This window comes from Burkholderia pyrrocinia, assembly GCF_018417535.1.
GTDB classification, from domain to species: Bacteria; Pseudomonadota; Gammaproteobacteria; order Burkholderiales; family Burkholderiaceae; genus Burkholderia; species Burkholderia pyrrocinia_E.
Map to the genome: position 1 here is coordinate 1,130,164 of NZ_CP070979.1, position 26,109 is coordinate 1,156,272.

19 protein-coding genes and 4 pseudogenes are annotated in these 26,109 nt (G+C 69.3%); 9 read left to right on the forward strand and 14 right to left on the reverse strand.

Annotated elements, in window-relative coordinates; all coding sequences use genetic code 11:
* Nucleotides 1–161 precede the first annotated feature (161 nt).
* The 6 genes from JYG32_RS38045 to JYG32_RS38070 form a co-directional block, all read right to left on the reverse strand.
* A complete protein-coding gene (locus JYG32_RS38045) occupies nt 162–1,862 on the reverse strand; it encodes a dipeptide ABC transporter ATP-binding protein (protein ID WP_174383551.1) in 1,701 nt (566 codons plus the stop codon).
* A complete protein-coding gene (locus JYG32_RS38050; protein WP_174383552.1) occupies nt 1,859–2,728 on the reverse strand; it encodes an ABC transporter permease in 870 nt (289 codons plus the stop codon). Before JYG32_RS38050 ends, JYG32_RS38045 begins: the two co-directional genes overlap by 4 nt.
* A gap of 13 nt (nt 2,729–2,741) precedes the next feature.
* On the reverse strand, nt 2,742–3,752 hold the full coding sequence (locus JYG32_RS38055; protein ID WP_213267823.1) for an ABC transporter permease: 1,011 nt from the start codon (nt 3,750–3,752) through the stop codon (nt 2,742–2,744).
* Between the two features lie 43 nt (nt 3,753–3,795).
* Nucleotides 3,796–5,424, reverse strand: a complete 1,629-nt coding sequence (locus JYG32_RS38060) for an ABC transporter substrate-binding protein (RefSeq protein ID WP_213267824.1) — start codon at nt 5,422–5,424, stop codon at nt 3,796–3,798.
* Nucleotides 5,425–5,492: 68 nt separating this feature from the next.
* Nucleotides 5,493–6,068 (reverse strand): GNAT family N-acetyltransferase, encoded by a 576-nt coding sequence (locus tag JYG32_RS38065; RefSeq protein ID WP_213267825.1) that lies wholly within the window; start codon nt 6,066–6,068, stop codon nt 5,493–5,495.
* The gene (locus JYG32_RS38070) at nt 6,065–7,213 is read right to left on the reverse strand and encodes an MsnO8 family LLM class oxidoreductase (protein ID WP_213267826.1); all 1,149 of its coding nucleotides are present in this window, start codon (nt 7,211–7,213) and stop codon (nt 6,065–6,067) included. The genes JYG32_RS38065 and JYG32_RS38070 overlap by 4 nt, the downstream gene beginning before the upstream one ends.
* 341 nt (nt 7,214–7,554) lie before the next feature.
* On the opposite strand from JYG32_RS38070, the gene JYG32_RS38075 reads away from it, so the two are divergent.
* The 6 genes from JYG32_RS38075 to JYG32_RS38100 all read left to right on the forward strand — a co-directional run bounded on the left by JYG32_RS38075 (nt 7,555) and on the right by JYG32_RS38100 (nt 15,684).
* Nucleotides 7,555–8,862: an NtaA/DmoA family FMN-dependent monooxygenase gene (locus tag JYG32_RS38075; RefSeq protein WP_213267827.1), complete on the forward strand. Its 1,308-nt coding sequence runs from the start codon at nt 7,555–7,557 to the stop codon at nt 8,860–8,862.
* Between the two features lie 366 nt (nt 8,863–9,228).
* Complete coding sequence (locus JYG32_RS38080) at nt 9,229–10,737, forward strand: sugar ABC transporter ATP-binding protein (RefSeq protein WP_249744922.1); 1,509 nt, start codon at nt 9,229–9,231, stop codon at nt 10,735–10,737.
* Between the two features lie 15 nt (nt 10,738–10,752).
* The gene (locus JYG32_RS38085) at nt 10,753–11,811 is read left to right on the forward strand and encodes an ABC transporter permease (RefSeq protein WP_174384006.1); all 1,059 of its coding nucleotides are present in this window, start codon (nt 10,753–10,755) and stop codon (nt 11,809–11,811) included.
* Nucleotides 11,812–12,076: 265 nt separating this feature from the next.
* On the forward strand, nt 12,077–13,153 hold the full coding sequence (locus JYG32_RS38090) for a substrate-binding domain-containing protein (RefSeq protein WP_213267829.1): 1,077 nt from the start codon (nt 12,077–12,079) through the stop codon (nt 13,151–13,153).
* 72 nt (nt 13,154–13,225) lie between these two features.
* Nucleotides 13,226–13,756: an OsmC family protein gene (locus JYG32_RS38095; protein ID WP_174384008.1), complete on the forward strand. Its 531-nt coding sequence runs from the start codon at nt 13,226–13,228 to the stop codon at nt 13,754–13,756.
* A 500-nt stretch (nt 13,757–14,256) separates the two neighbouring features.
* Entirely contained in the window at nt 14,257–15,684 is a 1,428-nt protein-coding gene (locus tag JYG32_RS38100; RefSeq protein WP_213268335.1) for an MFS transporter, read from the forward strand.
* Nucleotides 15,685–15,840: 156 nt separating this feature from the next.
* Here JYG32_RS38100 and JYG32_RS39815 read toward each other — a convergent pair.
* Together JYG32_RS39815 and JYG32_RS39640 are read right to left on the reverse strand one after the other, a co-directional pair.
* Nucleotides 15,841–15,930: pseudogene (locus JYG32_RS39815) on the reverse strand (universal stress protein); the annotation flags it as partial.
* A pseudogene (locus tag JYG32_RS39640) lies at nt 15,917–16,006 on the reverse strand (universal stress protein); the annotation flags it as partial. The pseudogenes JYG32_RS39815 and JYG32_RS39640, both read right to left, overlap by 14 nt.
* A gap of 218 nt (nt 16,007–16,224) precedes the next feature.
* On the opposite strand from JYG32_RS39640, the pseudogene JYG32_RS38105 reads away from it, so the two are divergent.
* Nucleotides 16,225–16,670, forward strand: a pseudogene (locus JYG32_RS38105) (hypothetical protein).
* A gap of 17 nt (nt 16,671–16,687) precedes the next feature.
* Here JYG32_RS38105 and JYG32_RS38110 read toward each other — a convergent pair.
* The 6 genes from JYG32_RS38110 to JYG32_RS38135 all read right to left on the reverse strand — a co-directional run bounded on the left by JYG32_RS38110 (nt 16,688) and on the right by JYG32_RS38135 (nt 23,212).
* The gene (locus tag JYG32_RS38110) at nt 16,688–17,674 is read right to left on the reverse strand and encodes a M14 family metallopeptidase (protein ID WP_174384009.1); all 987 of its coding nucleotides are present in this window, start codon (nt 17,672–17,674) and stop codon (nt 16,688–16,690) included.
* A 43-nt stretch (nt 17,675–17,717) separates the two neighbouring features.
* Nucleotides 17,718–19,190, reverse strand: coding sequence for an NAD-dependent succinate-semialdehyde dehydrogenase (locus tag JYG32_RS38115; protein ID WP_213267830.1), 1,473 nt, complete (start codon nt 19,188–19,190; stop codon nt 17,718–17,720).
* A gap of 82 nt (nt 19,191–19,272) precedes the next feature.
* Nucleotides 19,273–19,764 carry an Lrp/AsnC family transcriptional regulator gene (locus JYG32_RS38120; protein WP_034182400.1) on the reverse strand — a complete coding sequence of 164 codons (492 nt, stop codon included), beginning with the start codon at nt 19,762–19,764 and terminating at the stop codon, nt 19,273–19,275.
* Nucleotides 19,765–19,850: 86 nt separating this feature from the next.
* On the reverse strand, nt 19,851–21,251 hold the full coding sequence (locus tag JYG32_RS38125) for an aspartate aminotransferase family protein (RefSeq protein ID WP_174384011.1): 1,401 nt from the start codon (nt 21,249–21,251) through the stop codon (nt 19,851–19,853).
* A 161-nt stretch (nt 21,252–21,412) separates the two neighbouring features.
* Nucleotides 21,413–22,339: a 2-hydroxyacid dehydrogenase gene (locus tag JYG32_RS38130; protein WP_213267831.1), complete on the reverse strand. Its 927-nt coding sequence runs from the start codon at nt 22,337–22,339 to the stop codon at nt 21,413–21,415.
* Between the two features lie 12 nt (nt 22,340–22,351).
* Nucleotides 22,352–23,212, reverse strand: coding sequence for a GNAT family N-acetyltransferase (locus tag JYG32_RS38135; RefSeq protein WP_213267832.1), 861 nt, complete (start codon nt 23,210–23,212; stop codon nt 22,352–22,354).
* A gap of 467 nt (nt 23,213–23,679) precedes the next feature.
* On the opposite strand from JYG32_RS38135, the gene JYG32_RS38140 reads away from it, so the two are divergent.
* Nucleotides 23,680–24,348, forward strand: a complete 669-nt coding sequence (locus tag JYG32_RS38140; RefSeq protein ID WP_213267833.1) for a haloacid dehalogenase type II — start codon at nt 23,680–23,682, stop codon at nt 24,346–24,348.
* A gap of 209 nt (nt 24,349–24,557) precedes the next feature.
* Nucleotides 24,558–26,096: pseudogene (locus JYG32_RS38145) on the forward strand (methyl-accepting chemotaxis protein).
* The last annotated feature ends 13 nt before the right edge of the window (nt 26,097–26,109 follow it).

Genomic DNA, 26,109 nt, shown 5'->3' on the forward strand with positions numbered 1-26,109 from the left:
GCGGCTCGAAGCCGTCCGGCCGGACCGGCCGCCGCTCACGCCGCGCGCGCGTGCCGGTTCAGCGGATACGGCAGCCCGAGATGATCGCGCCGAGATGGATTTTGCGAGGCGTAGCGTGAGTCGATTGGCTCATGGCTGGAGCAGGGCAGGGGCGACGGACATCATGCGAGCGCGACTTGCACCCGCGCCGCGTGTGCGTCGGGCAAGGTCGGCAGCGCGTCGAGGAGCGATGCGGTGTACGGGTGCGACGGCGCGCCGAACACCTGGTCGACCGCGCCGCTTTCGACGACGCGGCCGCGGCGCATCACGAGAATCCGGTCGGCGACGTGATGCACGACGCCGAGATCGTGCGAAATGAACAGCATCGCGGTGCCGTGCTCGGCCTGCAGGTCGGCCAGCAGGTCGAGCACCTGCGCCTGGATCGACACGTCGAGCGCGCTGACGGGCTCGTCCGCGACGAGCAGCGCCGGATTCGGCGCGAACGCGCGGGCAATCGCGACGCGCTGCCGCTGGCCGCCGGACAACTCGCGCGGATAGCGGTCGATGCAACCGGCGCCGAGCCGCACTTCGTCGAGCAGATGCAGCACGCGGCGGCGGCGCGCGTCGCCGCGGATGCCGACTGCGTCGAGGCTTTCGCCGATGATCTGGCCGACCGAATAGCGCGGGTCGAACGAGCTGTACGGATCCTGCGCGATCAGTTGCAGCCGTGCACGACGGGCACGCCGCGCGGACTCCGGCACGCCGCTCCACGGCGCTCCGTCGAGCGCGACGGCGCCGCTGTCCGGCTCGACGAGGCCCAGCACGATCCGGGCGACCGTCGATTTTCCGGAACCGGATTCGCCGACGATGCCGAGCGTTTCGCCGCGCGCCAACGCGAACGTGACGCCGTCGACCGCGGCCGGCGCGTCGCCGCCGCCGTAGCGCTTCGTGACCGCTGCGACGGCCAGCACCTGCGCGCGGGCGTCGATCCGCTTGGGCGGCAGCGGGATTCGCCCGGCGGCAACGGCCGGGGCTGGATCGTCCGTCCGCGGCTCGGCCGCGAGCCGGAAACCGCGCGATGCGGGCGTGGGAATCGCCGCGAGCAGTTGACGCGTGTACGGATGCGCGGGCGCGGTCAGCACGTCGCGCGCCGGCCCCTGCTCGACGACGCGGCCGGCGCGCATCACGAGCACGCGATCGGCCAGTTCGGCGACAACCGCGAGGTCGTGGCTGATCAGCAGCAGCGCATCGCCGGCGTCGCGGCGCGCGCGCAGCAGCGACAGGATCTGCCGCTGCACGGTCATGTCGAGCGCGGTGGTCGGCTCGTCGGCGATCAGCAGCGACGCGCCGCCGGCGATCGCGGTACCGATCAGCACGCGCTGGCGCAAGCCGCCCGACAACTGGTGCGGATACTGCGGGAGCCGCCGTTCGGGTTCGTCGATACCGACCGAGCGCAGCAGGTCGGTGCTGCGCGCATGAAGGTCGCGCCGCCGGGTGTCGTGCAGCGCCTCGGCGACGAGGTCGCGCACGCGCCACAGCGGGTCGAGCGACACCAGCGCGTCCTGCAGCACGTAGCCGATCCGGCGGCCGCGAACGGCGCGCCAGTCGCGTTCGCGATGGCGGCGCGCGTCGGCGCCGGCGATGTCGAACCGCGCGGCGTCGATCACGGCATGCGGGCCGTTCAGCCCGACGAGACTGCGCGCGGTGACCGACTTGCCGGAGCCCGACTCGCCGACCAGCGCGACGCATTCGCCGGCATGCACGGCGAGGTCGAGCGGTCCGACGACGGCCGTCGTGCCGCGTGGGCCGCGGAACCCGATCGTCAGATGCTCGATGCTGACCAGCGGCACGGCGGATGCGACAGTGGGTGCAATAGCGGTCATGCCGCCTCCCGGCGTTCGAAGCGCGCCTGCCAGTAGCCGCCGAGCGCATTCACGGCGACGACGGCTGCGGTGATCGCGAGGCCGGGCCAGACCGCGATCCACCACGCGTTGTACAGGTAGTTGCGGCCTTCGGCGAGCATCAGCCCCCATTCGGCGGCGGGCGGCTGCGGCCCCATGCCGAGGAAGCTCAGTCCCGACGTGCCGATGATCGCGGTGCCGAGCCCGATGGTCGCGAGCACCGGCACTTGCGCGATCGCGTGCGGCAGCACGTGCCGCCAGACCAGCACGGCTGACGCTAGGCCGAGCGTGCGCGCCTGCTCGACATAGCCGGACCCGGCGACGACGAAGGTCTGCGCGCGCACCACGCGCGCGAAACGCGGCACCGACGCGACGCCCAGCGCGAAGACGAGGTTCACCGCGCCCGGGCCGGTAAACGAGATCAGCATCAGCGCGAGCAGCAGGTCGGGGAACGCGGACACGACGTCGAGAAAGCGCGTGATCAGCTCGTCGAGCCAGCCGCGCGCGAGGCCGGCGAACAGGCCGAGCGCGGTGCCGAACAGCGTCGCGACGCCAATCGCGGCCACGCTGATCGACAGCGAGTAGCGTGCGCCGTAGACGACGCGCGAGAAGATGTCGCGGCCGAGCTGGTCGGTGCCGAACCAGTGCTCGGCGCTGCTGCCGAGCTGCGCGGCGAGCGGGTCGGCGGCAAGCGGGTCGTAGTGCGCGAGCCACGCTGGCGCGATGACGGCGACTGCGTTCAGCAGCAGATAGGCGGCGGCGAGCGCGAGTCCCGGATGGCGGCGCAGCCAGCCGGGCTCGGCGAATTTCGTGCGCGGGTGCAACGCGAGATCGACGGGAGTGGACATCGGAGCCTCCGGTTCAATGCCGTGCGCGCTGGTCGCGCAGGCGGGGATCGATCAGCAGGTAGAGCAGATCGACGGCGGTGCTGAGCGCGACGTAGATCGCGGCGGACAGGATCGCGATCGCGAGGATCACCGGCATGTCTTTCGACAGCACCGCGTCGACCGTCACCTTGCCGAGGCCCGGCCGGCCGAACACCTGTTCGGTGATCACCGCGCCGCTCAGCAATCCGCCGACGAGCCAGCCGGCGAGCGTGACGGCCGGCAGCGCGGCGTGGCGCAGCGCATGGCGCACGCGCAGCGCGAGTCCGCCGATGCCCCACGAGCGGACCGTCAACGCGTACGGCTCGTCGAGCGCGCGCTCGATGCCTTGCCGCAGCACGCGGCCGATCACCGCGCCCTGCGCGAGCCCGAGCGACAGCGCCGGCAGCACGAGCGACGCGAAGCCGCGATCGCCGGCGACCGGGAACAGCTTCAGCGTGAAGCTGAACACGAACAGCAGCAGGATCCCGAGCCAGAACGACGGCGTCGACGCGAGCAGCAATTCGACGCCGGACGCGGCGCGCCCGGCCCAGCGGCGGCCGGCCGTCAGCACCGCGAGACCGACCGCGAACGCGATCGTCACGACGAGCGCCGCGCCCGTCAGCTTCAGCGTGGGCCACAACTGGCCGAGCACGAGCGGCGCGACGTCGGTGTTCAGGATGTACGATCGCCCGAAGTCGCCGTGCAGCACGCGCCACAGGTAATGCAGGTACTGCAGCGCCAACGGTTCGTCGAGCCCCCATTCCTGGCGGATCGCGGCTTCGATCTCGGGCGTGTTCAGTTGCTCGCCGATCAGGATGCTGACGATATCGCCCGGTGCGAGATGCACGGCCGCTAACGACAGCGTGACTGCTGCCCACAGCACGAGCGCGCCGGTCGCGAGCCGCGTTGCGACCGGCGAATGCAGCCAGCGGCGCCATGCGGCCGGCGACGGGGCGGGCGGCGCGGCATCGGGGACGGAAACGGGAGCAGCGCTCGGGTGGTTCATGCGGATTCTCCTGTCGGCGCCGCGCGAGGCGGGCCGGCGTCGCCTACTTCTTCACCCACACGTCATACGGGTTTTCCGGCATCTGCGCGAACGGGCGGAAGCGCAGGCCCTGGACCGCCTTCGCGGCCGCGATCTGGTCCTCCGGCTCGTACAGCGGCACCGCATACGCCTGTTCGTTGATCGCGAAGTGCTGCAGCTCGCCGTACAGCTTCTTGCGCTCGGCGGTGTTCTGCGTGCGCGCGGCCGCCTGCAGCCAGCGGGTCAGCTCCGGTGCCGCCGCGCGACTGTAGTTCAATGCGCCGCCGCGATCGACGGGCAGGTAGTGGCCTTCGATGTCGATCCCGTCCGGCGGCGTGTTCGAGTTCGCGATCGAGCCGAACTTGCCGCTCTTGCGCGCCTCGACGTACGTGCCGTCGTCGACGTACTGGATCTTCAGGTCGACGCCGAGCCGCTGCCGCGCCTGTGCCTGCAGCGCCTGCAGCAGCACGTCGCGCTGGTCGCGCACGGTCGCCTGTGCCTGGATCACCGCGATCGTCAGCCGCTCGCCGTTTTTCGTCCGGTAGCCGCCGGCTTCGCGCGCGGTCCAGCCGGCTTCGTCGAGCAACTGGTTCGCGCGCTTCGGGTTGTTGCCGTAGGTTTTCTCGACGGCGGCATCGTAGAACGGATCGATCGGCGACGTGATCCCCCACGCGCGCGTGCGCTCGCCGCGGTAGATCGACTGCACGATGCCGGTTGCGTCGAGTCCTTCGAGCAGCGCGCGGCGCACTTTCACGTCTTGCGTGGGGCCGTACGCGACGTTCAGGAACAGCGAGTACGGCGTGCCGGTGTTCAGCGCGCGGCGGTAGGTGAAGTCGGCGTTCTTGCGGATCAGCGCCGCGTCGTTGCCGGACACGCCCTCGATCACGTCGACCTGGCCGGACAACAGCGCGCCCGTGCGCACCGACGATTCCGGCAGGAACCGGTAGACGACCCGGTCGAGATACGCGGGGCCCTGGTGGCCAGCCGTCGGCGGTGCCCAGCGATAGTCCGGATTCCTCGCGAATTCGATTTCCTGCCCCTTTACGTAGCGGCGCAGGATGAACGGGCCGGTGCCGGCGATGTCGGTGCCGCCCGACTTCAGGCTCGGCCGGTCGAATGCGTTCGGCGACAGCAGCGGCAGCCGGCCGGCGAACGTCAGGAACGGCGCATACGGCGCGTCGAGCGTGATCACGACCGTGCGCGCGTCCGGCGTCTTCACGTCCGCCACGTGCGAGATCAAGCGCGCGAGCTGGCTGCCGGCCGAGTACGACAGCTCGCGCGCATTCAGGAAGTTGCGTGCGACGGCCTTCGCGTCGAACGGCGCGCCGTCGGTGAACTTCACGCCGTCGCGCAGCGTGAACGTATGGGTCTTGCCGTCGGCAGATACCTTGTAGCCGGTCGCGAGCCACGGCACGTAGCTGCCGTCCGGCTTCTGCGCGAGCAGGCTCTCGTACGCGTTGCGCAGCAGCAGTTCGACCTTGTCCTGGCCGTTCAGTTGCGGGTTCAGCGTGCGCGGCTCGGTTTCGACGCCCCAGGTCAGCGTGCCGCCGGTGACGGGCGCGTCCTGAGCGAACGCCGGGTGCGACAACGCGAGCGCAAGCAGGAGCGCGGCCGACGCAGTGCGGCGCGTGGAATCCGGAAAGGCGAATGTCATGCGTGGAAGTCCTTCATCAGAGGCGTAGCGGGTGGAATACGGCGCGGCGAAGCGGAGCACGTCGAGCGTCACGCGCTCGCGCGCCGACGTTCGCCGTCCGGCGCGGCATCGGCCGCCGCCGGATCCTGGTAGAGATCCGGGATCAGGATTTTTCTCAGCCAGACGAGCGGTGTGCCGAGCGCATTCGTCGAGCGGTCGAACGGCACGTAGCCGCCGCGCTCGTAATACGACTGCAACCACGGATGATTGGCCGCGGTCGCGAGGTACGTCGCGGGCGCCTTGACCTGCTGCGTCAGGAACTGCGTTTCGACGTAGTCGAGCAGGGCGTGCCCGAGCCCCTGCCGCTTGAATGCGGGCGCAACCGCGAACCAGTGCAGGAACGGATGGGGCGTGCGATGGCGTTCGCCGGGCACCCACGGGAACCGCACGGTCAGCGTGGCTGCGAGCGCTGTGCGGCCGTCGGCGGCCGCGCGTTCGAGCACGAACGTCGTCTCGCGCGCAACGGTCTGCACGACGCGCTCGATCGGCGAGCGCGTGATGGTGAAATGCACGCCCTGCGGCACGAGCGGCGCGTACGCGTCCTGCAGCAACGCATAGAGGGCCGGCACGTCGTCGGCGCCGGCGATGCGGATCGTATCGGTCATCGCGCCGCGCCCTCGAAGTCCGGTTGGCGCGCGGCAGTGCGAGCGCCCGACCCTTGCGCGTCCGGGTTGTCGCGCGACGACACGTCGTCGTGGTCGTCGGCAGGCGCTCCGGCCAGCAGCCGCAACGACGCAATCCGCGGCGCGGCATCGGCAAGCGGCGTGTCGACGACGAATTCGGCAATCCCGTAGCGACGATGCAGTGCGTCGAGCTCGCGCAGCACGGCGTCGCGCGTGCCGTGCACGATCCGCGTCTCGCGCGGGTCGATCCGGTGCGGGCCGCCGCCCGCCTGACGGATGTACGCGTGCGCCTGTTCGAGGCTGCCGACGTTGACCGCGGGGGTGTCGCCGACCTGTACGCGAAAGCCTTGATGCCCGCTTGCCAGTTGCGCGGCCGCGTCGCGCGTCGCGGCGACGATCGCGGAGACCGCGAGCAGCGGCGTGCGGCCGCCGGATGCGTGGCGGTACGCGTCGAACGCCCGTTCCAGGTCCACGGTCGATGCGTTCAGATGCGACGCATAGACGAACGTCCAGCCGAGCCGAGCGGCGAGCGCGGCGCTTTCCGCACTTGCGCCGAGCAGGAACGGTTGCGCGGGCACGGACGGTAGCGGCGTCGCGTGCAGCGCGGTGGCGTTGTCGTCGTCGGGCGCGTCCGGCCGCGTGCCGGCGCGCTGGAGATGGCGATCCAGTTCGTCGGCCAGTTCGGCGAACGATGCGCGACGAGCCGGATCGTAACCGGCCTGCAGCGCGCGCGTCGACAGCGGCAGGCCGCCCGGCGCCTTGCCGACGCCGAGATCGACGCGGCCGGGCGCGAGCGACGCGAGCAGGTTGAAGTTTTCCGCGATCTTGTACGGACTGTAGTGCTGCAGCATCACGCCACCCGACCCCACGCGGATTCGTCGTGTCTGCGCCAGCACATGCGCGATCAGGACCTCCGGGGACGGGCACGCGAGCGCGGCCGTGTTGTGATGCTCGGCGAGCCAGTAGCGGTGATAACCGGCGGCGTCGGCGAAGCGCGCGAGCGACACGCTGCGCGCCAGTGCGTCGGCGGCGGTTTCTCCCGGCGCGACGGGGCTCTTGTCGAGCACGCTCAAGCGGAATGGCAACGCGGCCAGGGCGGAATCGGAATGGTTGGCGTCGAACGTCATGATGATGCGATCGGCGCGGGTCGAAGCGGCCTGATCAACGGGTTAGGCATGCAGAATTATTTTTCGCCTGCGTTCGCACGGTCAAACAATCAAGAAGAATATGGAAAGCCGAAAATATTCGTTCCGGCCGACCGGGGGGGCTGCGTTATGGTCGTTGGCTGCGCGCCTCGCGGCGTGCGCCTGTGGGCCATGCCGGACGACCCGACGCGAGCGCCGTCGGCAACGCGATGCCGGCATGCGTCCTCCGATCGAACCGAATCACGAGGAACGCGGATGAACGACAGAAGCGGACGAGGCGCGGCACGCGCCGCAAGCGACGATGCGTTGGCCGGAGTCGCGTCATGAGCCGCGCACGCAGACGACTGAAGACGCTCGTCGGTGCGGCGAGTGTGCTTTACGCGCCCGGCGACCCGGACATCGTACAGGGCGTGCGACGCGCGGCGTCGCTCGCGCGCAAGGCGGAAACCGAGAAGATCACCGGCCTCTTCACGGCCGACCTGTTGCAGGCCGATCCGGCCGGTCTCGCCGGCAGCACGGGCAGCCAGGAGCCGATCGTTGCGCTGGCCGCGCTGAGCCAGGCGACGTCGGCCATCGGGCTCGTCGCGACGGTGTCGACGACGTATCACCACCCTTACAACCTTGCGCGGCTGATCGGCACGCTCGATCACGTGAGCGGCGGCCGCGCCGCATGGAACGCGGTGACGTCGTCGGTCGGCGAGGAAAACTTCGGCGATGCCGCACTGCCCGACCCGGAACAGCGCTACGCGCGTGCGAGCGAATTCGTCGAGGTCGTCAACGCGCTGTTCGACGCGAACGATCCGGCCGCGACGCGGCGCGGGCCGGCCGGCAGCATCTCGGTCGACCCGCGCAAGCTCGGTGCGATCGACTACCGCGGCGCGCACTTCCAGGTGCAGGGGCCGCTGAACGTGCCGCCGTCGCCGCAGCGGCGGCCCGTGCTGTTCCAGGCCGGGCAGTCGGCAAGCGGCGTGGCACTCGGCGCGCGGTACGCGGAAGTCGTCTACACATCGCAGCCGACGCTCGACGATGCGCGCGCGTTCGTCGCCGAACTGCATCGGCAGGCTGGCGAGTTCGGTCGCGGCGGCCGTCTGCCGTTCGTGATGAACTCGTTTCATTCGGTGATCGGCGAATCCGACGCCGACGTCGCGCGGCGGCTGCGCGACAAACACGAACGAATCGATTACGAACAAGGCAGGCTGAAACTCGCCGACATGCTCGGCGGCGGCGTCGACCTTCGCGATCTGCCGCTCGACCAGCCGCTGCCGCAATCGCTGCTGCCGGCGATCGACAGCGTGCAGCGCCGGCGCGGACGCGTCGCGATCTTCGTCGGCTATGCGCGGCAGCGGTTGACGCTGCGCGAGCTGATCGTCCGCGCGCAGGAGACCGGCCACTGGTTCGTCGCCGGCACACCGGAGCAACTCGCCGATGCGATCGAAACGCGCTATCGCGCGGGACTCGTCGACGTGCTGTCGCTGCACGGGCTCGGCCAGCCGGATCAGGAGGATCTGCTGCTGAACGGATTGCTGCCCGAGTTGCGCCGGCGCGATCTGCTCGATACCGATTATCTCGGCGAGGATTTCCGCGCGAATCTCGAACTTCCTGCGGTGCAGCGCGAGCGCGTGCTGGCGTGAACCGGCGACGATCGGACGGGGCCCGTGTCGATCGTCGATCCGCGCACGATTACGCAAAACATCGGCAGGGCCGGGCGGTCGAGTCGAACAGCCGGTCTATCGGCCTGCAGCGAGAGCGGCAGGCGCAGCGTGCGTCCGTCCGGCGGCACGACGAACATTGGAGTGGCCTGATATGAACCGCGAGGTGCCGTTTCAGCCGGAAGCAAGGTGTGCCGACTCGAAGCATTGCGGCGAATGTTTCGTATCCGCGTACGGGAGCGCGATCGAAGGGTCGCTCGCGAGCGATGCCGAACGCTTCTGCGAACGCGAACGGCCGACCGGACGGTACGGCTCGCCGAAGCGGCATGCAAGCCGGCGGACGGGATCGTGAGCGCAGCACTCGCACATCGACCGCATCGATCGGCGTCGCCGGCCGTCCTGAGCGCCGCCGGCATCGCGAAACGGTTCGACGCGACCGTCGCGCTGGCGTCGCTCGACCTGTCGATCGCCGCCGGTGAAGTCGTCGCGCTGATGGGCGCGAACGGCGCGGGCAAATCGACCTTCGTGAAGATCCTGAGCGGCGTGATCCGGCCCGACGGCGGCACGCTGACGCTGCGCGGCGCACCCTATCGGCCGGCTTCGCCGTACGCGGCGAAGCGGCTCGGCGTCGCCACCGTGCACCAGTCGGTCGCCGACGCCGTCGTGCCGACACTGTCGATCGCCGACAACCTGTTGCTCGACCGGCTGTGCGATCCGGCCTCGCCGTGGCGCGCACCGCCGGCCGCACGGCACACCGCGGCGCGACCGCTCGCCGAGCGCGTCGGGCTCGACGCCGACCTGTCGGCGCCGCTCGCGTCGCTGTCGCTGGCCGATCAGCAGCGCGTGACCTTGGCGCGCTCGCTCGCCGGGCAGCCCGGCCTGCTGATCCTCGACGAGCCGACCGCGAGCCTGTCCGCGCCGGAAGCGGAGCGGCTCTTCGCGCTGCTGGACGCGTTGCGCAACGATGGCGTCGCGATCCTGCTGGTGTCGCACCGGCTCGGCGACTTGCGCCGCATCGCCGATCGTGTGGCGATCGTCCGCGACGGCCGGATCGTCGCCGACCTGGCCGCGCCGGTCGACTTCGATGCCGCGGTGGAAACGATGATCGGACGGCCGTTGCCGAAGGCGCGCGCAGCGGACGCGGGCCGCGCCACGTCGTCGTCCGAAGCCGGCTTCAGCCTGCGGAACCTCCGGCTCGCGCCGGCCAGCGTGCCGTTCGACCTCGACGTCCGGCGCGGCGAGATCGTCGCGATCGCGGGCCCGGTCGGCGGCGGCAAGTCGCGCCTCGCCAGCGTGATCTTCGGCGCCGCGCGCCCGGCCGCCGGCGAGATGACGCTCGACGGCCGGCCGTGGCGGCCGCGCTCGCCGGTCGACGCCATTCGCGCCGGCGTGTTCCTGGCCGGCGAGGACCGCTGGCGCACGTCGCTGTTTCCCGACAGCGTGCCGTTCGCGTCGATCGCCGGCACGATCAGCTTTCCGTTCCTGTCGCGCTGGTTCACGGGCGGCGCGGTGCGGCCGGCCCGCGAACGCGCTGCCGCCGCGGCCGCGATCGCCGCCTTCGGCATCCGCTGCACGGGCCCGGACGACCGGCTCGTGCGCCTGTCCGGCGGCAACCAGCAGAAAGTCGTGCTCGCGCGCTGGCATGCGGAACGCGCGCGGATGTTGCTGCTCGACGAACCGTTTCAAGGCATCGATGCCGGCGCGCGCGCCGATATCGTCGATACGCTGCGGCGCCACGCGCACGAGCGCGCGACGCTCGTGTTCGTCAGCGATCTCGAAGAAGCGGCCGAGATCGCCGATCGCATCGTGCGGTTCGATCGCGCCACACTCGACCATCCGCTTCCGCCTTCCTCCTGAGTGACAGTGCCTCCCATGAAACCCGTTTCCTCTTCCCTCGCGCACGATGCATTGCCCGGCCAACGGGCGCGCCGCCCCGCGCCGGCTCGCATTCGCGCGGCGCTCGAACGCACGGGCATCCTGCTCGTGCTGGCCGCTCTCGTCGTCGTGTTCGCGGTCAGGGAGCCCGCGTTCCTGAACCTCGACAACTTGTTCAGCATTCTTCAGGCGGTGTCGATCGTCGCGCTGCTCGGCATCGGCGTGACGATCACGCTCGCGGCGGGCGGCTTCGACCTGTCGGTGGGCAGCGTGGCCGCGTCCGCGCAGATGGCCGCCAGCTATGTGCTGGTCGTCTGGCACGGCGGCACGCTTGCGGCGGTGGCCGCCTGCGTCGCGCTCGGCGTGGCCGCCGGGTTGTTCAACGGCCTGCTGATTACGCGGCTGCGCGTGCCCGACCAGCTTGCGACGCTCGGCACGCTGTTCCTGCTGGCGGGCCTGCAGCTGATCCCGACCGGCGGCCGGTCGCTCGCGACCGGTTCGGTGCTGCCCGACGGCACGGACGCGACGGGCGTGTTTCCCGCCGCGTTTCTCGCGCTCGGGCGTTTGCGCGTGTTCGACGTCGTGCCGTTGCCGGTGCTGCTGCTTGCGGCAGTGACGGTGCTGGCCTGCGTCGCGATGGAAGCGACGCGCTGGGGCCGCGTGATCTACGCGATCGGCGGCAACGAAACGGCCGCACGACTCGCCGGCGCGCCGGCCGCGCGCTACCGGGTTGCCGCGTATGTCGTGTCGGGCGCGATCGCGTCGCTGGGCGGCGTGCTGATCGCCGCACGGGTCGGACGCGGCGACGTGAGCGCCGGGCACTCGCTGCTGCTCGACGCGGTGGCCGCCGCGCTGGTGGGTTACGCCGTGTGGGGCGCCAAGCGGCCGAACGTGTTCGGCACGGTCGTGGGCGCGGTATTCGTCGGCGTGTTGCTCAACGGGCTGACGATGCTGAACGCGCCGTACTACATGCAGGACTTCATCAAGGGCGTGTTGCTGGTGCTCGCGCTGGCGTTCACGTTCGGCATCGGTCGCCGTGCGGACGCGCGTGCGTGACGGGGCAGGGCGCGCGGCGCCGCCTCAAGCGGCGCGGCTGCGCCGTGTCGCGGCGACTGCAGTCAACCCCGGGCACGCTCCCCGACCATCGATTCCTGCGACGGTTATCACGCGCGCGCTCGATTGCTTGTTCCCGGATCGACGCGACGCGGCCGCCGTCGGTTTGCGATCCGAAGGAATATCCATTTCCGAATCGCTCGGTTTGAGCGTGCCTGTCGCGCTGGTAGATTGTGCGGATATCGTCCCCCACGGAGACAGGCAGACCATGCGATCGTCGCTTCGCCGCAAGTCACGCATCGACCGGAGGGTCGGTGTGCTCACGCTGTTTTTCGCGGCTGCATTGGCCGCGCTTGCACCCGCGGCGCACGCCGGCCCGCTCAAGGGCGCGCCCGCGCCGTTCGACAAGGGCGGCGTGAAGATCGCGCTCGTCAACTATCTGTCGACCGGCGACTTCTTCCAGGCCTACGAGGCCGGCGCGCAGAAGCAGGCGAAGGCGCTCGGCGTCGATCTGCGCATCTACGAGGGCCGGCAGGATGCGGCCGAACAGCGCGAGCAGATCCAGCAGGCGATCAGCATCGGCGTGTCCGCGATCATCGTCAACCACGGATTGCCCGAATCGTTGAAGGACGTCGTCCAGCGCGCGTTGGACAAGGGGATCAAGGTCGTCGCGTTCGACGTCGATCTCGGCAATCCGAAGGTGCCGCAAATCGAGCAGAGCGATCGCGACCTGGCCAACCTGCTGCTCGGTCAGGCGGTCAAGGACAACGGCGACGCATTCGCGGCCGGTTATGTGTATGTCGCCGGCTTTGCACCGCTCGACCGGCGCGATGCCGCATGGCGCGACTTCAAGCGCGCGCACCCGAAGGTGCAGGAAAAGGCGCGCTGGGGCACCGTCGACAATCCGATCGCGCAATCGGTCGCGAATCAGGCCGCGGCGGCCTATCGCGCGAATCCCGACATCCGCGTCGTGTTCGCGCCTTACGACGAGTTCGCGCGCGGCGCGAAGCTCGCTGCGGACGAAGCGAAACTGTCGTCGAAGATCCGCATCTACAGCGCGGATATCTCGACCGCCGACATCGAAGCCATCCGCGCGTCGAACAGCGCGTGGGTCGCGACGGCCGCGACCAATCCCGCGATCGTCGGCGCCGTGTCGGTGCGGGCCGCCGCGCTGCTCGTCGCCGGCCAGGACCCGGGAGCGCGCATCGTCGTCAAGCCGACGCTGATCACGCGCGACGATCTCGTGAAAAACGACATCCGGACCGTGGCCGAACTCGGCGCGAAGTTCCCGGCGTTCCGCGCGAGCGACGCGGCGACCGCCGCATGGATTCCGAAGGCGGACTGACCGCCGCCGACAGCGGGCGGCTGACGCCGCCCTGCGCGAAGCACAACCGACTGACGCACCGACGACCCGGCCATGACGACCCTGAACGACTATCTCGCCCAAAAACGCGACGCCTGGCGCGCGAAGCAGGAAGCGGCACGCAACGATCCCGAATTCAAGGCGACGCCGCTGAAGGCGACCGTGCGCGCGCTCGGCCGCAGCGGCGTGCGCGAGATCCGCATTCGCGACTTCCAGGTGATCAGCGACAGTCCGCCCGACTTCGCGGGCTACAACCTCGGGCCCGCGTCGCCGGAGCTGCAGCTCGGCGTGCTGGGCAGCTGCCTCACGCACATCACGCTGATCCAGGCCGCCGAGCGCGGCCTGAAGATCGATGCGATCGAGGTGGAGGTGACCGGCGACCAGCATCCGCTTGCGCAGCAGCCGGGTTTCGAGCACGTGCCCGTGTTCCCGCACAACCTCCGCTATACGCTCGATATCTCGTCGCCCGAGCCGCCCGACGCGATTCGCGCGCTGCATCAGGCGGTCGAAGCGGTCTGCCCGATCTTCAACCTGCTGAGGTTGCCGCAGACCATCGACGGCGAACTGCGGCACACCCGTGCATAACGCGTCGGGGCCGCACGCTCGGCAGGACTTGCCGGCATGCGTCGACATCGACTCATGCCGAGGAGCTTCAAGCCCCCCGGATTTCGGATCGGGATGTCCGATGGTCGTGAGGCGGGTGCGCCGTGCCGTCCGCACGATCGTGAAAGCGCTGGAACGCGTCCAGCAGCCGCGCGCGCTGCGCGGCCAGCGACGGGTCGCGCCGATCGCGCGGCCGCGCGACCGCGCGACCGCGATGTGGATCTCGTCGGCGATCCGGTAACGAAGAAATCCGCGATTGAACATACGTGCTGCTGCTAAGCGCGCATGACGAGCGACTTTATGACGCACACCGAATAATTTATCGCTTTATATCGCTTGGGATAACCGGATCGCGAGAACAGAATCTCCGCTGCCAGCGCTCGACGACAGTGCGTGTCGACGGTCCCGCATGCGCGCCGCGCGATGCGGGCGCCTGGCTCCAGGTAAATATCGCCGGACGCTCGGCGGAACAAGGGAGTGCGATGAGTTCGATCGATCTGAACGCTGTCACGCCGGTATCTGCGCCTATTCGCTCCGCAAGCGACGTGGCGCGCCTGATCAATACGACGGACAGTTCCGTCAGCCATGCGCGGATGATCGTTCTGCTGGCGCTCGGCGGCGTGTTTCTCGATGCATACGACCTGACGACGTTGTCTTACGGCATCGACGACGTGGCGCGCGAGTTCGGCCTGACGCCTGCGCTGACCGGGCTGGTCGGGTCGGCGATCATGATCGGTACGATCTTCGGCAGCCTGATCGGCGGATGGCTGACCGACAGGATCGGTCGCTATCAGGTGTTCATGGCCGACATGCTGTTTTTCGTGATCGCGGCGATCGCGGCCGGGCTCGCGCCGAACGTCTGGGTACTGATCGGTGCGCGCTTCGTGATGGGGCTCGGTGTCGGCATCGACCTGCCCGTCGCGATGGCCTTTCTCGCGGAGTTCTCGAAGTTCAGCGGCCGCGGCAACAAGGCGTCGCGGCTCGCCGCCTGGTGCCCGATGTGGTACGTGGCGTCGTCGGTCTGTTTCCTGCTGATCTTCGGCCTGTATTTCCTGCTGCCGGCCCAGCATGCGGGATGGCTTTGGCGCGCGTCGCTGATCTTCGGTGCGGTGCCTGCGCTCGTCATCATTCTGTTCAGGAATCGCTTCATGAACGAATCGCCGCTGTGGGCCGCGAACCAGGGCGACCTGGCCAATGCCGCGCGCATTCTTCGCGAGTCCTACGGCATTCACGCGCACGAAGCGGAGGATGCGCAACGCGAGCCGAGCCCGCCGCCCGTGCGGATTCGCGTGCTGTTCCAGCGTCCGTATCTCGGGCGCACGATCGTCGCCAGCGTGATGAACCTGTGCATCCCGTTCGAATACACGGCGATTGCGTTCTTTCTGCCGTCGATCCTGTCGCAGTTCCTCGGCGCGGGCGTGTTCGAGACGATCGCGGCATCGCTCGCGTTGAACGTTCTGTTCGCGTTTACCGGCGGCTTGCTGGGCATGCGTCTCGCATATCGATATCCGTCGCGTCATGTTGCGATCGCGGGTTTCGCGCTGCAGTTCGTCGCGCTTGTCGCGCTTGCGCTGGCCGGGCACCCGCACGGCGCGCTCGCGGTCGGTCTGGTGCTGCTGATGCTCGGCACCTGGCTGTTCGCCGAAGGCTTCGGGCCGGGCGCGCAGATGATGATCTATCCCACCTTGTCTTATCCGGCGGCGATCCGCGGCACCGGTGTCGGCTTCGGGCGTTCGCTGTGCGGCATCGGCCAGGCGCTTGCGCTGTTCGTGCTGCCGATCCTGCAGGCCCGTCTCGGTACGGACATGTTCTGGGTCGTCGCGATCAGTGCGGTCACGCCGATCGTGTTTCTGTTGATCGTGCGTTACGAGCCGACGGCGCGCGACGTCGACGACGAGGGCGTCGCGTGAACGCTGCGGGGATCGTTCGGCCTCCGGGATGATCCGGATCAAGCGTCCCGGTTGCCGCGAAGCGCGCGCATGGCGATTCAGGCTGCGTTACCGCGAATTTCACGCTTGACGAACCGGCATTGACGACGACGAGCGCGGGCGCAGGCATCGGCCGGCTCAGTGCGACATCAGCACCGGCAGCGTCATCGACGCCAGCACCGTGCGCGTGGCGCCGCCCATGATCGGTTCATACCAGCGCGGCGAGCCGTTCGTCGCGCCGTTCGCGATGCGCGCGGAAATAATCGGCGGAACCGGCCATTACGTAGAACGAATGCGGTTCCGAACGGGCGATGGAAATCAGGGATGACCGCATCTCTTGTCAGGTCGGGCGCGAACCACGACCAGACCGTTGCTTCTCCGGGTTGACGGCAATCAACTCCCGGGCCGGAATGCGGCACGATAGTGATCGTGTGCGCGAATGCGTTGCCATGACCCCGTTATCCGCGCATGCCGCGCACGCAGTGCGTCGCGACATCACGACGCTTTCGGGACGAACCCATCATGACGCTGATCGCAAACCTGGACGGTGCCCGGACCGGCTATCGGCTGTGCTTCGTCCGCACGCCGTGGGCGTGGTTTACCTGCTGGCCGCTCGATCGGCAATGCGGCGAAAGCTGGGCGGAGGTGCCCTACCAGGACTTCGCGAAACCGCCAGCGATTCACGCTCGCAGCTGCTCAGGGTTGCGTTCGACGCGCCGCGCCTGTTGCCGCCCGAGGCCGGGCGACACGGGCATGCGTGGAGCGTCGAACAGATCAACGGCGGCGCGGCGCCGTGGCTGCGCAGCGAGGATTTCGTCCATGCAATGACGCTGACCGTTCCGGCCGGCGCGACGCTCGGCGCGTTCGTCAAGGCGATCGAGGCCGCCGGCGGCACCGTCTACGGCCCGCTCGGCTGGGCGGAGCTGCCGCCGTGGCAGCGGTCCGACATCGTCGCGCAAACGGGCTGAACGCCCGCGCCGCAACGTCACCGCATCGGCTGCGGCGCGATCTCCCGTTCCAGCCGCCCGAGCCGCACGACCGTCACGCCGGGCCGCAACTGCCGCAGCGACGGCATGACCAGCACGCAGTCCGGATACGGCGTCACGACCGGCACGTCGTTCGACCAGCCGATCACGGTGCCCGCGTCCGCGAAGTGTTCGAGGCCCGTATAGTCGCCGGCGAAGCGGAACGCGTGGCTTGTCGCGACGACAGGCTCCGTCACCTGCACGACGCGCATCGTGTCCGGCAGCGGCAGGAACCAGTCCGGCGGCAGGTCGGCGGCATCGACGGCGCCCGACGCGACGAGGAAGCGCGCGGTGCAGTCGCGCGCGACGTCCACCGCGCGGGCCTCCCAATGCTGCCCGCATTCGACGAGGATCGCGCATGCCGGGCTCGCGGCATCGCCGAAGGCAGCGTAGTCGCGCATCCGCGTGCCTTCCGGGTGCCCGGCATCGCGGATCACCGTGGCCGGCGCGCCGACCCGGCGTGCCAGCTCGATGCCCTTGTCGAGCGGACCCGCGACGATCAGCGGCGCACTGCGTTCGTGCATCGAGTGCAGGTCGAGCAGCCAGTCGGCCGCATCGACGAACGGGCGCAGCGCGCGGGCGCGCTCGAGCTCGCTCGAGCGGACCGACAGGTCGTCGAGCACGGCGGGCGTCCATACGCGATTGAAGTCCTGGTCGACGAAGCGCGCGGCGTCCGGGCAGGCCGGATCGAAGCGCGCATACGCGGCGACGTTCGCGAACGACAGCGTCAGCGTGCCGCGCCGCGGCCGCACGCCGAGCGCCAGCAGCGCGTCGACGACGATCGCGCCGCACACCTCGTTGCCGTGCGTGAGCGCGTTGACCATCACGTGCGGGCCCGGCTGCCCGGACTCGAAACGGTAGACGTAGTCGACGCCCGTGTTGCCCGCACGATGCGGAGCCAGGTCGGGAAACGCGACTTCGATCGGGTAAGGCGTGAAAGCGGTCATGACGGCATACCGGGTAACGAGAACGTAAGGAAGGGGCGCGCGATCAGTCGAGCCCGCCCTCGCACAGGTACTTGATCGACAGGTAGTCGTCGAGGCCATAGCGCGAACCTTCGCGGCCATAGCCCGATTCCTTCACGCCGCCGAACGGCGCGGCTTCGCACGCGAGCGCGCCCTCGTTGATGCCGACGATGCCTGTTTCGAGCCGCGCCGAGACGCGCGCGATCCGCCGGACGTCCTGCGTGTAGAAATACGCGGCGAGCCCGAACGGCGTGTCGTTCGCGGCGCCGACGGCTTCGTCCTCGGTATCGAACGGAAACAGCGCGGCGACCGGCCCGAACGTCTCCTCGCCACCGAGCTGCATGCCGGGGGCTGCATCGGCGAGCACGGTCGGCGCGTAATAGTTCGGCCCCAGTTCGGGCAGGCGCCTGCCGCCCGTCAGCACGCGGGCACCGCGCTCGAGCGCATCGTCGACATGGCGCGCGATCTTGTCGACCGCGCGTGCGTTGATCATCGGGCCGATCTGCGCGGCAGGGTCGGTCGCAGGCGCGACTTTCAGCGCACCGACCCGCGCGGCGAGCTTCGCGGCGAATGCGTCGTAGATTCGGGCCTGCACGTACACGCGATTCGGGGACACGCATGTCTGGCCGCCGTTACGGAACTTGGCTGCCATCAGCCCGTCGACGGCGGCGTCGAGATCGGCATCGTCGAACACGATGAACGGCGCATTGCCGCCGAGCTCGAGCGACAGCTTTTTCAACGTCGCGGCCGATTCGCGCGCGAGCAGCTTGCCGACGAGCGTCGATCCGGTGAACGTGATCTTGCGCACGCGGCTGTCGGCGAGCCAGTCGGCCACCGCATCGATGCCGCGTTCGCGCGACGCGGCGATCAGGTTCAGCACGCCGGGCGGCACGCCCGCTTCCTGCGCGAGGAAGGCCAGCGCGAGCGCGGTGAGCGGCGTGTCCTCCGCCGGCTTCGCGACGACCGTGCAGCCGGCCGCGAGCGCGGGCGCGATCTTGCGCGCGATCATCGCGAGCGGGAAATTCCACGGCGTGATCGCGGCGACGACGCCGATCGGCTCCTTGATCGCACTCAGCCGCTTGCCGCGCTGCTGTTGCGGAATCAGGTCGCCGTACGTGCGGGTCGCTTCCTCGGCGAACCACAGCACATACGACGCGCCGTACGCGACCTCGCCGCGCGCTTCGGCGAGCGGCTTGCCCTGTTCGCGCGACATCAGTTTCGCGAGATCGTCGGTGTGCGCAACGATCGCCGCATGCCACGCGCGCAGGATCGCCGCGCGTTCGCGGGCCGGCGTCGCGCGCCACGCGGGCAGCGCGCGCACGGCCGCGTCGGTCGCGGCACGCGCGTCGGCCGCACCGCTGTCGGGCGCGTCGGCCACGCGCTCGAGCGTCGCCGGATCGGTGACCGCGAAGCGACCGCCGTCGAGCGCATCGCGCCACGTTCCGTCGATCAGATTCGCACTGCGAACGAGTTCGGTGCGGGTGAGGGTAAGTGACATGGCAGATCCTTGGATGAGGGTGGCTCGACGGCGGCCGGCGCTCACGGCGCGCCGCCGCGCTCGAGGTGGCCGCCGTTGCTCGTCAGTGCCGCTCGCCGAACAGAGACTCGAGCGGGTAGTGTCGCTTGACGAACGGCGACTTGATGATCACGTAGCTGAAATACTTCTCGATGCCGATGTTCTGCTCGAGCAGCCCTTCGACGATCGTCTGGTAGTGGCTCACGCTGCGCGTGACGAACTTGAGCAGATAGTCGTAGCCGCCGCTCGCGAGATGGCACTCGACGATCTCGTCGACATCGCGGATCGCCGCAACGAACCGGTCGAAGTCTTCGCGCCGGTGATCGGCCAGCGTGACTTCGGTAAACACCACCTGCACGTCGCCGAGCTTCTCGAGCTGGATGTGCGCGCCGTACCCGGCGATGTAGCCGGCTTTCTCGAGCCGCTTCACGCGGATCAGGCACGGGCTCGGCGACAGTCCGACCGCATCGGCCAGTTCGACGTTGGTCATGCGCCCACGCTTTTGTAACTGGGAAAGAATGCGCAGGTCGATCCGGTCTAGCTTGCTGTCCGTCATGTTCGCGTGAGAAGGCAGTAATGGAATGTCCGGTTACTTTAGAGTCGAACGGTAGCCGCCACAAGCCCGGCTTTCCCTCGCCCGGTTCACGCCGGCAGCGCGTGGGAGGCGTCGAGCGCGCGCCGCACGCCCGCGTCGGCCAGCACGTCGTCGAGCGTCTTGCGCACGCGATCGAACATCAGGTCGAACTCGCCGGCCGTAAAGCTGAGCGCCGGCGCGAAACCGAGCACGCCGTCGCCGAACGCGCGGAACACGATGCCGTTCGCGTACGCGGCCGCCGTGATCCGGTCAGGCAGGTTCAGCGCCGGGTCGAAGCGCGTCTTGCGCCCCTTGTCGGCCACCAGTTCGAGCGCGCCGAGCAGGCCCGCCGAACGCGCATCGCCGACCAGCGGATGGTCGCGCAGCGCGGCAAGGCCCGCCGCGAAGCGCGGCGCCATCGCCTGGCCGTTCGCGAGCAGCCCGCCGTCGTGATAGAGCCTCAGCACCTCGAGGCCGATCGCGGCGCTGACCGGATGCGCGGAATACGTGTGGCCGTGCCCGACCACCGCGGAATCGGTGCGACTGCCCGCGATTCCGTCATAGATTTCGTCGGACATCAGTACCGCGCCCATCGGCGCATAGCCGGCCGTCAACCCCTTCGCGACGGTCATCAGGTCCGGCTCGACGCGTTCGGTCTCGCACGCGAACAGCGGGCCCGTGCGGCCGAAGCCGGTGATCACCTCGTCGGCCACGAACAGGATGCCGAGGCGCCGGCACGCGTCGCGCATCGCCTTCAGCCAGCCCGCGGGCGGCACGATCACGCCGCCGGAGCCCTGCACCGGTTCGCAGAAGAACGCGGCGACGTTGTCCGCGCCGAGTTCCGCGACCTTCGCTTCGAGCGCGGCGACGGACGCGGCGATCAGCGCCTGCGGATCATCGCCGAGCGGGTGGCGATACGGGTACGGCGACGGAATGTGGTGCTGGTCGGCGCGCGGCAGGTCGAAATGGCGATGGAACGCGGGCAACGCGGTGAGCCCGGCGCCGATCGACGACGAGCCGTGATAGCCGCGCTCGAGCGCGATCATGTGCTTCTTCGTCGGGCGGCCGGTCGCGTTGAAATAGTGCGTGATGAAGCGCACCGCGGAATCGACGGCGTCCGAGCCGCCGAGCGTGAAGTACACGCGGTTCAGCGACGCGGGCGCGAGTGCGGCGAGCCGCTCGGCAAGCTCGATCGCGGGCTGCGATCCGAAATGGAAATAGCCGGTTGCGTACGGCAGCTTCGCCATCTGGTCGGCCGCCGCCTTCACGATGCTGTCGCGGCCGTAGCCGACGTTCACGCACCACAGGCCGGAAAACGCGTCGAGCAGCGTGTGGCCTTGCGCATCGCGCAGGAAGACGCCGTCGGCCGAGTCGAGCACGGTGACGCCGCGCGCCTCGTGCATACGGTAATTGACGACCGGATGAATCAGGTGTTGGCGATCGGCTTCGATCAGCGCGGAGTAGGTCATGGCAGGGCGGGACTCTCGTCGGGTGTCAGCGATGGAGTCATGCTAACGAGCGAGAAATTCCCGCGTGCCTTCAATTTGCCGCCCGAAACGTACGGGCGCGGCGTTTGCACGGCGCGCTTCGGCATTTTCTGCTGCGCCCGTGCGCCGGCGCGCGCGAACGGTTAGTAGCCGCGTGCGCGATCGACGACGCCGATCATCGGCTGGCCCGCGCGATGGCGCGCGAGGTTCGCGAGCACGGCGTCGACGGCGGTGTCGGGCCGCGTCGCGCTGGCGATGTGCGGCGTGATCCGGATGCGCGGATGCGTCCAGAACGGGTGTCCGGCCGGCAAAGGTTCGGGGTCCGTCACGTCGAGGATCGCGCTGTCGAGCCGGCCGCTGTCGAGTGCCGCGAGCAGCGCGGCGGCGTCGAGCTGCGGGCCGCGACCGACCTGCACGAGCGACGCGCCGGCCGGCAGCGCATCGAACACGCGCGCGCCGAGCAGCCCGCGCGTGCCGTCCGTCAGCGGCAGCAGGCAGATCAGGATGTCGGTGCGCGCGAGAAACGCGTCCAGCGCCGCATCGCCCGCATGGCACTCGACGCCGTCGAGCGTGCGTGGCGTACGGCTCCAGCCGGCGCACGGGAAGCCGAAGCGCCGCAGCGTGTCGAGCACGGCCTGGCCGAGCGTGCCGAGCCCGAGCACGCCGACGCGGCGGGATGCAGCCGCGCGCACCGGCCGCTCGTGCCATACCTGCGCGCGTTGCTGCGCCGCATAGTCGAACAGGTCGCGATGGATCGTCAGAACGGCCTGCGTCACGTACTCGACCATGCCGTCGACGATGCCGGGCTCGATCATCCGCACGACCGGGATGTGCGCAGGCACGCGCGACAGGTCGAACTGGTCGATGCCGGCGCCGACGGAGAACACGATCTCGAGGTTCGGCAGCAGCGCGACCGGATCGTCGGGCGGCTGCCACGCGGCGAGGTAGCGCACCGCGTGCGGATCGCCGATGTCCGGCCAGATCCGGAACGCGAGGTCGGGCGCCTGTTGCGCGAAGCGGTGCGCCCATTGCGCGCCGCGTACTGGATCGGCCTTGTAGACGAAGCTCATGGCACGCGTCGCTCAGCCGAGCGCCTGGTTCACGATCGCGAACGTGCGCAGCGCCGGGTCGCGCGCGGGCGCCGCACCGCGCGCCATCGCGACGACGGTATCGACGCGCGGCAGGCCGAGCCCCTGCAGCCAGTCCGACAGCCCGCTGTCACCGGGCACGTCGATGCGCACGAACATGCCTTCGTGCAGCGCGAGCCAGTGGCTGATCAGCGCCTGCGCGCGCAGCGCGTCCGGTGCGATCACCGGGCCGATCGCGTGGCCGCGGCCGAAACGGCGAAACAGCGCGAAGCCGAGCAGTTCGCCGTCGCGATCGAGCGCGATCCCGTTGGCGACGCCGAGCAGCGCATCGATCACCGCATCGCGCGGGTAGCCGGCCGCGCGCGCTGCGAGCGCCGCGAGTCGCGGGCCGTCGTTGGTGCCGAGCGGCCGCAGCCGCTCGCCGGGCGGCAGCGAAATCAGCGGCGGCTGGAACGCGGCGCCCTGGTGCTGGTCGATCGTGCCGATCGCACCGAATCCGAACTTCACGTAGAGCGGCTCGCCGGCCGGCGTCGCATGCAGGAACACGGTCCGCGGGCCGAGGCTGTCGACGACGCGCGCGAGCAGTTCGCGGCCGATGCCGCGGCCCTGGCGCTCGGGCGACACGATCACCATGCCGAGCGAGGCGTGCGACTCGCCGAAGCGCCAGCCGAGCGCGGTGCCGACGATGCCGGATTCGTCTTCGGCGACGAAGCCGCTGCCGAGCTGGAGCGCGAAGCGCCAGTCGTCGAGCCGGTGCGGCCACTTGACCGCCTCCGACAGCCGGTGCGCAGCGGGCAGGTCCGTTTCGGCGAACGGGCGATAGGTAAGCGTGCGGGAAGTATTGAGGTCGGACACGCCGGACTCCGGATGGGTAGGAATGACATCTCGACTCTGCCAGCGGCACAGCGGCGCGGATAGGACGATTCGCCTGTTTTCCGGCGGCAGCGGCCGCTCGCGTCAGATCGACGCAAACCCGCTCGATCGGCGCGAACGAACACGCGTATCGTGCCGGCGCGCGCTGCCGATCCGGCAACTCCTGCTGTGGGAATGCCACTACGATGAAGGCGACGGTGTCGCTGCCGCTTGCCGGCGAGCCGCGTCGGCCGGCAGCCTGCCCGGGTTTTCGCGAGGCTCGCCGGCCGGCCCGGCGAGCCTCGCCGGATCATGCCGCACATCGTGCTGCACGATCCGGGCAACTCGCGGCGATTGTGCGTTTTGGGCGGCGCCGAACGATGTGCGAACGACTTTTTGCCCTGATTCAATTTCGTTGAACCCAGCCCGTCCCCGGCCCTGCCGGGGCTTCACACCGACAGGACGTCACCATGATCCAATTTGAACCGAAGTACATCACGTTCGACTGCTATGGCACGCTGACCCGCTTCCAGATGGCGGAGCTTGCGCGCGAGATTTACGCGGGCCGGCTGTCGCCGGTCGCGATGGAGGACTTCGTGCGCGCGTTCGCCGCGTATCGGCTCGACGAGGTGCTCGGCGCCTGGAAGCCGTACCGCGACGTCCTCGTCAACGCAATTCGTCGCACCTGCGCGCGGATCGGCGTGACGTTCGACGAAGCCGAGGCCGAGCGTTTCTATCATGCGGTTCCGACCTGGGGCCCGCATCCGGACGTGCCGGCCGGCCTGTCGCGGCTCGCGAAGAAGTACAAGCTGGTGATCCTGTCGAACGCGTCGGACGACCAGATCATGAGCAACGTCGACAAGCTTGGCGCGCCGTTCCACGCGGTGTTCACCGCGCAGCAGGCGCAGTCGTACAAGCCGCGCATGCAGGGCTTCGAATACATGTTCGACAAGCTCGGCTGCCAGCCGCAGGACGTGCTGCACGTGTCGTCGAGCCTGCGCTACGACCTGATGACGGCCGAGGATCTCGGGATCAAGCACAAGGCGTTCGTCAATCGCGGCCACGAGCCCGGCACGCCGTTCTACAACTACTACGAGGTGTCCGACATCGGCCATCTCGCGACGCAGCTCGGCCTGTAAGCGCCGCGCCGGCTGCGCGCGAATGTGCCGTGCGACGCGTAGCCACGCGGGCACACCCGGGGCGAATCCAGGAGCGGCCGGCCCGGCCGCTTCGTCGTGCGCGTACGATCGGCGCACGAAACAAGGGTAATTACCGATGCGGTGCCGTTCAAGGTAGAGCCGCCAACGCCGATATATGTACCGAATGGTTAATATCGCGAGGCTCCCGCATGAAGTTGTCCACGAAACTGCTGATGCTCGTCGCAGCCGCGCTGCTCGGCGTCGTATTGCTTGCCGCGATGTCGCTGCAGACGCTGCGCGGCGCGCTGATCGACAGCCGTCGCGAAGAGATCGTCATTCTTTTGACGAAGGCCGAACATCTGGTCAATTCGTACCGCGCGTTGCAGGCGAGCGGTACGCTCACCGCGGATCAGGCCCAGCAGCAGGCAAAAGCCGCGCTGTCGGCGCTCAACGCGGATACGAAAAGCTACTACTGGGTCACGACTGCCGACGGCGTCAACCTGGTTCACCCGAACGCGAAGTTCGTCGGCACGCGGGCCAAGGGCAACCGCACGACCGGCGGCCTGACCGATAGCGAGGCTTATCGCGCCGGGATGGCGCAGGCGCATTTCGCGCTCGTCGACGTGCTGGTCAAGCGCAGCCCCGACGCGGATGCGGAGCCGAAACTCCAGGGCGTGGTCGCCATTCCGGAGTGGGACTGGTGGATCGGCACGGGATTCTTTTATGACGATATCGACGCGGCCTTCACGCGGCTCGAGATGGTACTGGGCGCCATTGCGCTCGTCATCGCCGCGACGCTGGCAGCAATCGCGTGGGGCGTCCTGCGCAGCGTCAGGCGCACGCTGGGCGGCGAGCCGGCGCACGCGACGCACATCGCGGCACGCATCGCCGCCGGCGAACTGGACGTCGAGTTCGATGCGGCAAAGGCGGCGCCGGGCAGCCTGCTCGCGGCGCTCGGCGAAATGAAGGCGCGACTGACCGAGACGATCGCCGAAATCCAGACCACGTCCCACTCGATTGCCGTCGGCACCGGCGAGATCGCGCAAGGCAATCTGGACCTGTCGCAACGCACGGAGGAACAGGCCGCGTCGCTGCAGGAAACGGCCGCCAGCATGGAACAGATCACGTCGACGGTCAGATAGAATGCCGAGAATGCGCGTCAGGCCAATGTGCTCGTCACCACGGCCAAGGAGGCGACCGAACTCGGCGGTGCCGCCGTGCAGGAGGTCGTCGAAACGATGCGGCAGATTTCGGACGAGTCGGTGCGGATCGCCGACATTACCGTCGTGATCGAAAGCATCGCGTTCCAGACGAACATTCTTGCGCTCAACGCAGCGGTCGAAGCGGCGCGAGCCGGCGAGGAAGGGCGCGGGTTCGCGGTCGTGGCTTCGGAGGTCCGCTCGCTTGCCCAGCGCAGCGCCGCGGCGGCGAAGGACATCAAGGGGCTGATCGAGGTGTCGGTCGGGAAGGTCGGCAGTGGCAGCCGGCTCGTCGAGGCGGCGGGGGCGCGCATGACGGAGATCGTCCGGTCGATCGACCGGGTTGCCGACATCATGGGCGAGATCTCCACGGCCTCGGCCGAGCAAACTACCGGCATCGAACAGGTCGGCAAGGCGGTGGCGCAAATGGACGAAGTCACTCAGCAGAACGCCGCGCTCGTGGAGCAGGCCGCCGCGGCGGCTTCCTCGCTGGATGAACAGGCGGCACGGTTGCGGTCCGCGGTGGCGGTGTTCCGGCTGGCCAACTGAACTGCCGACCCGG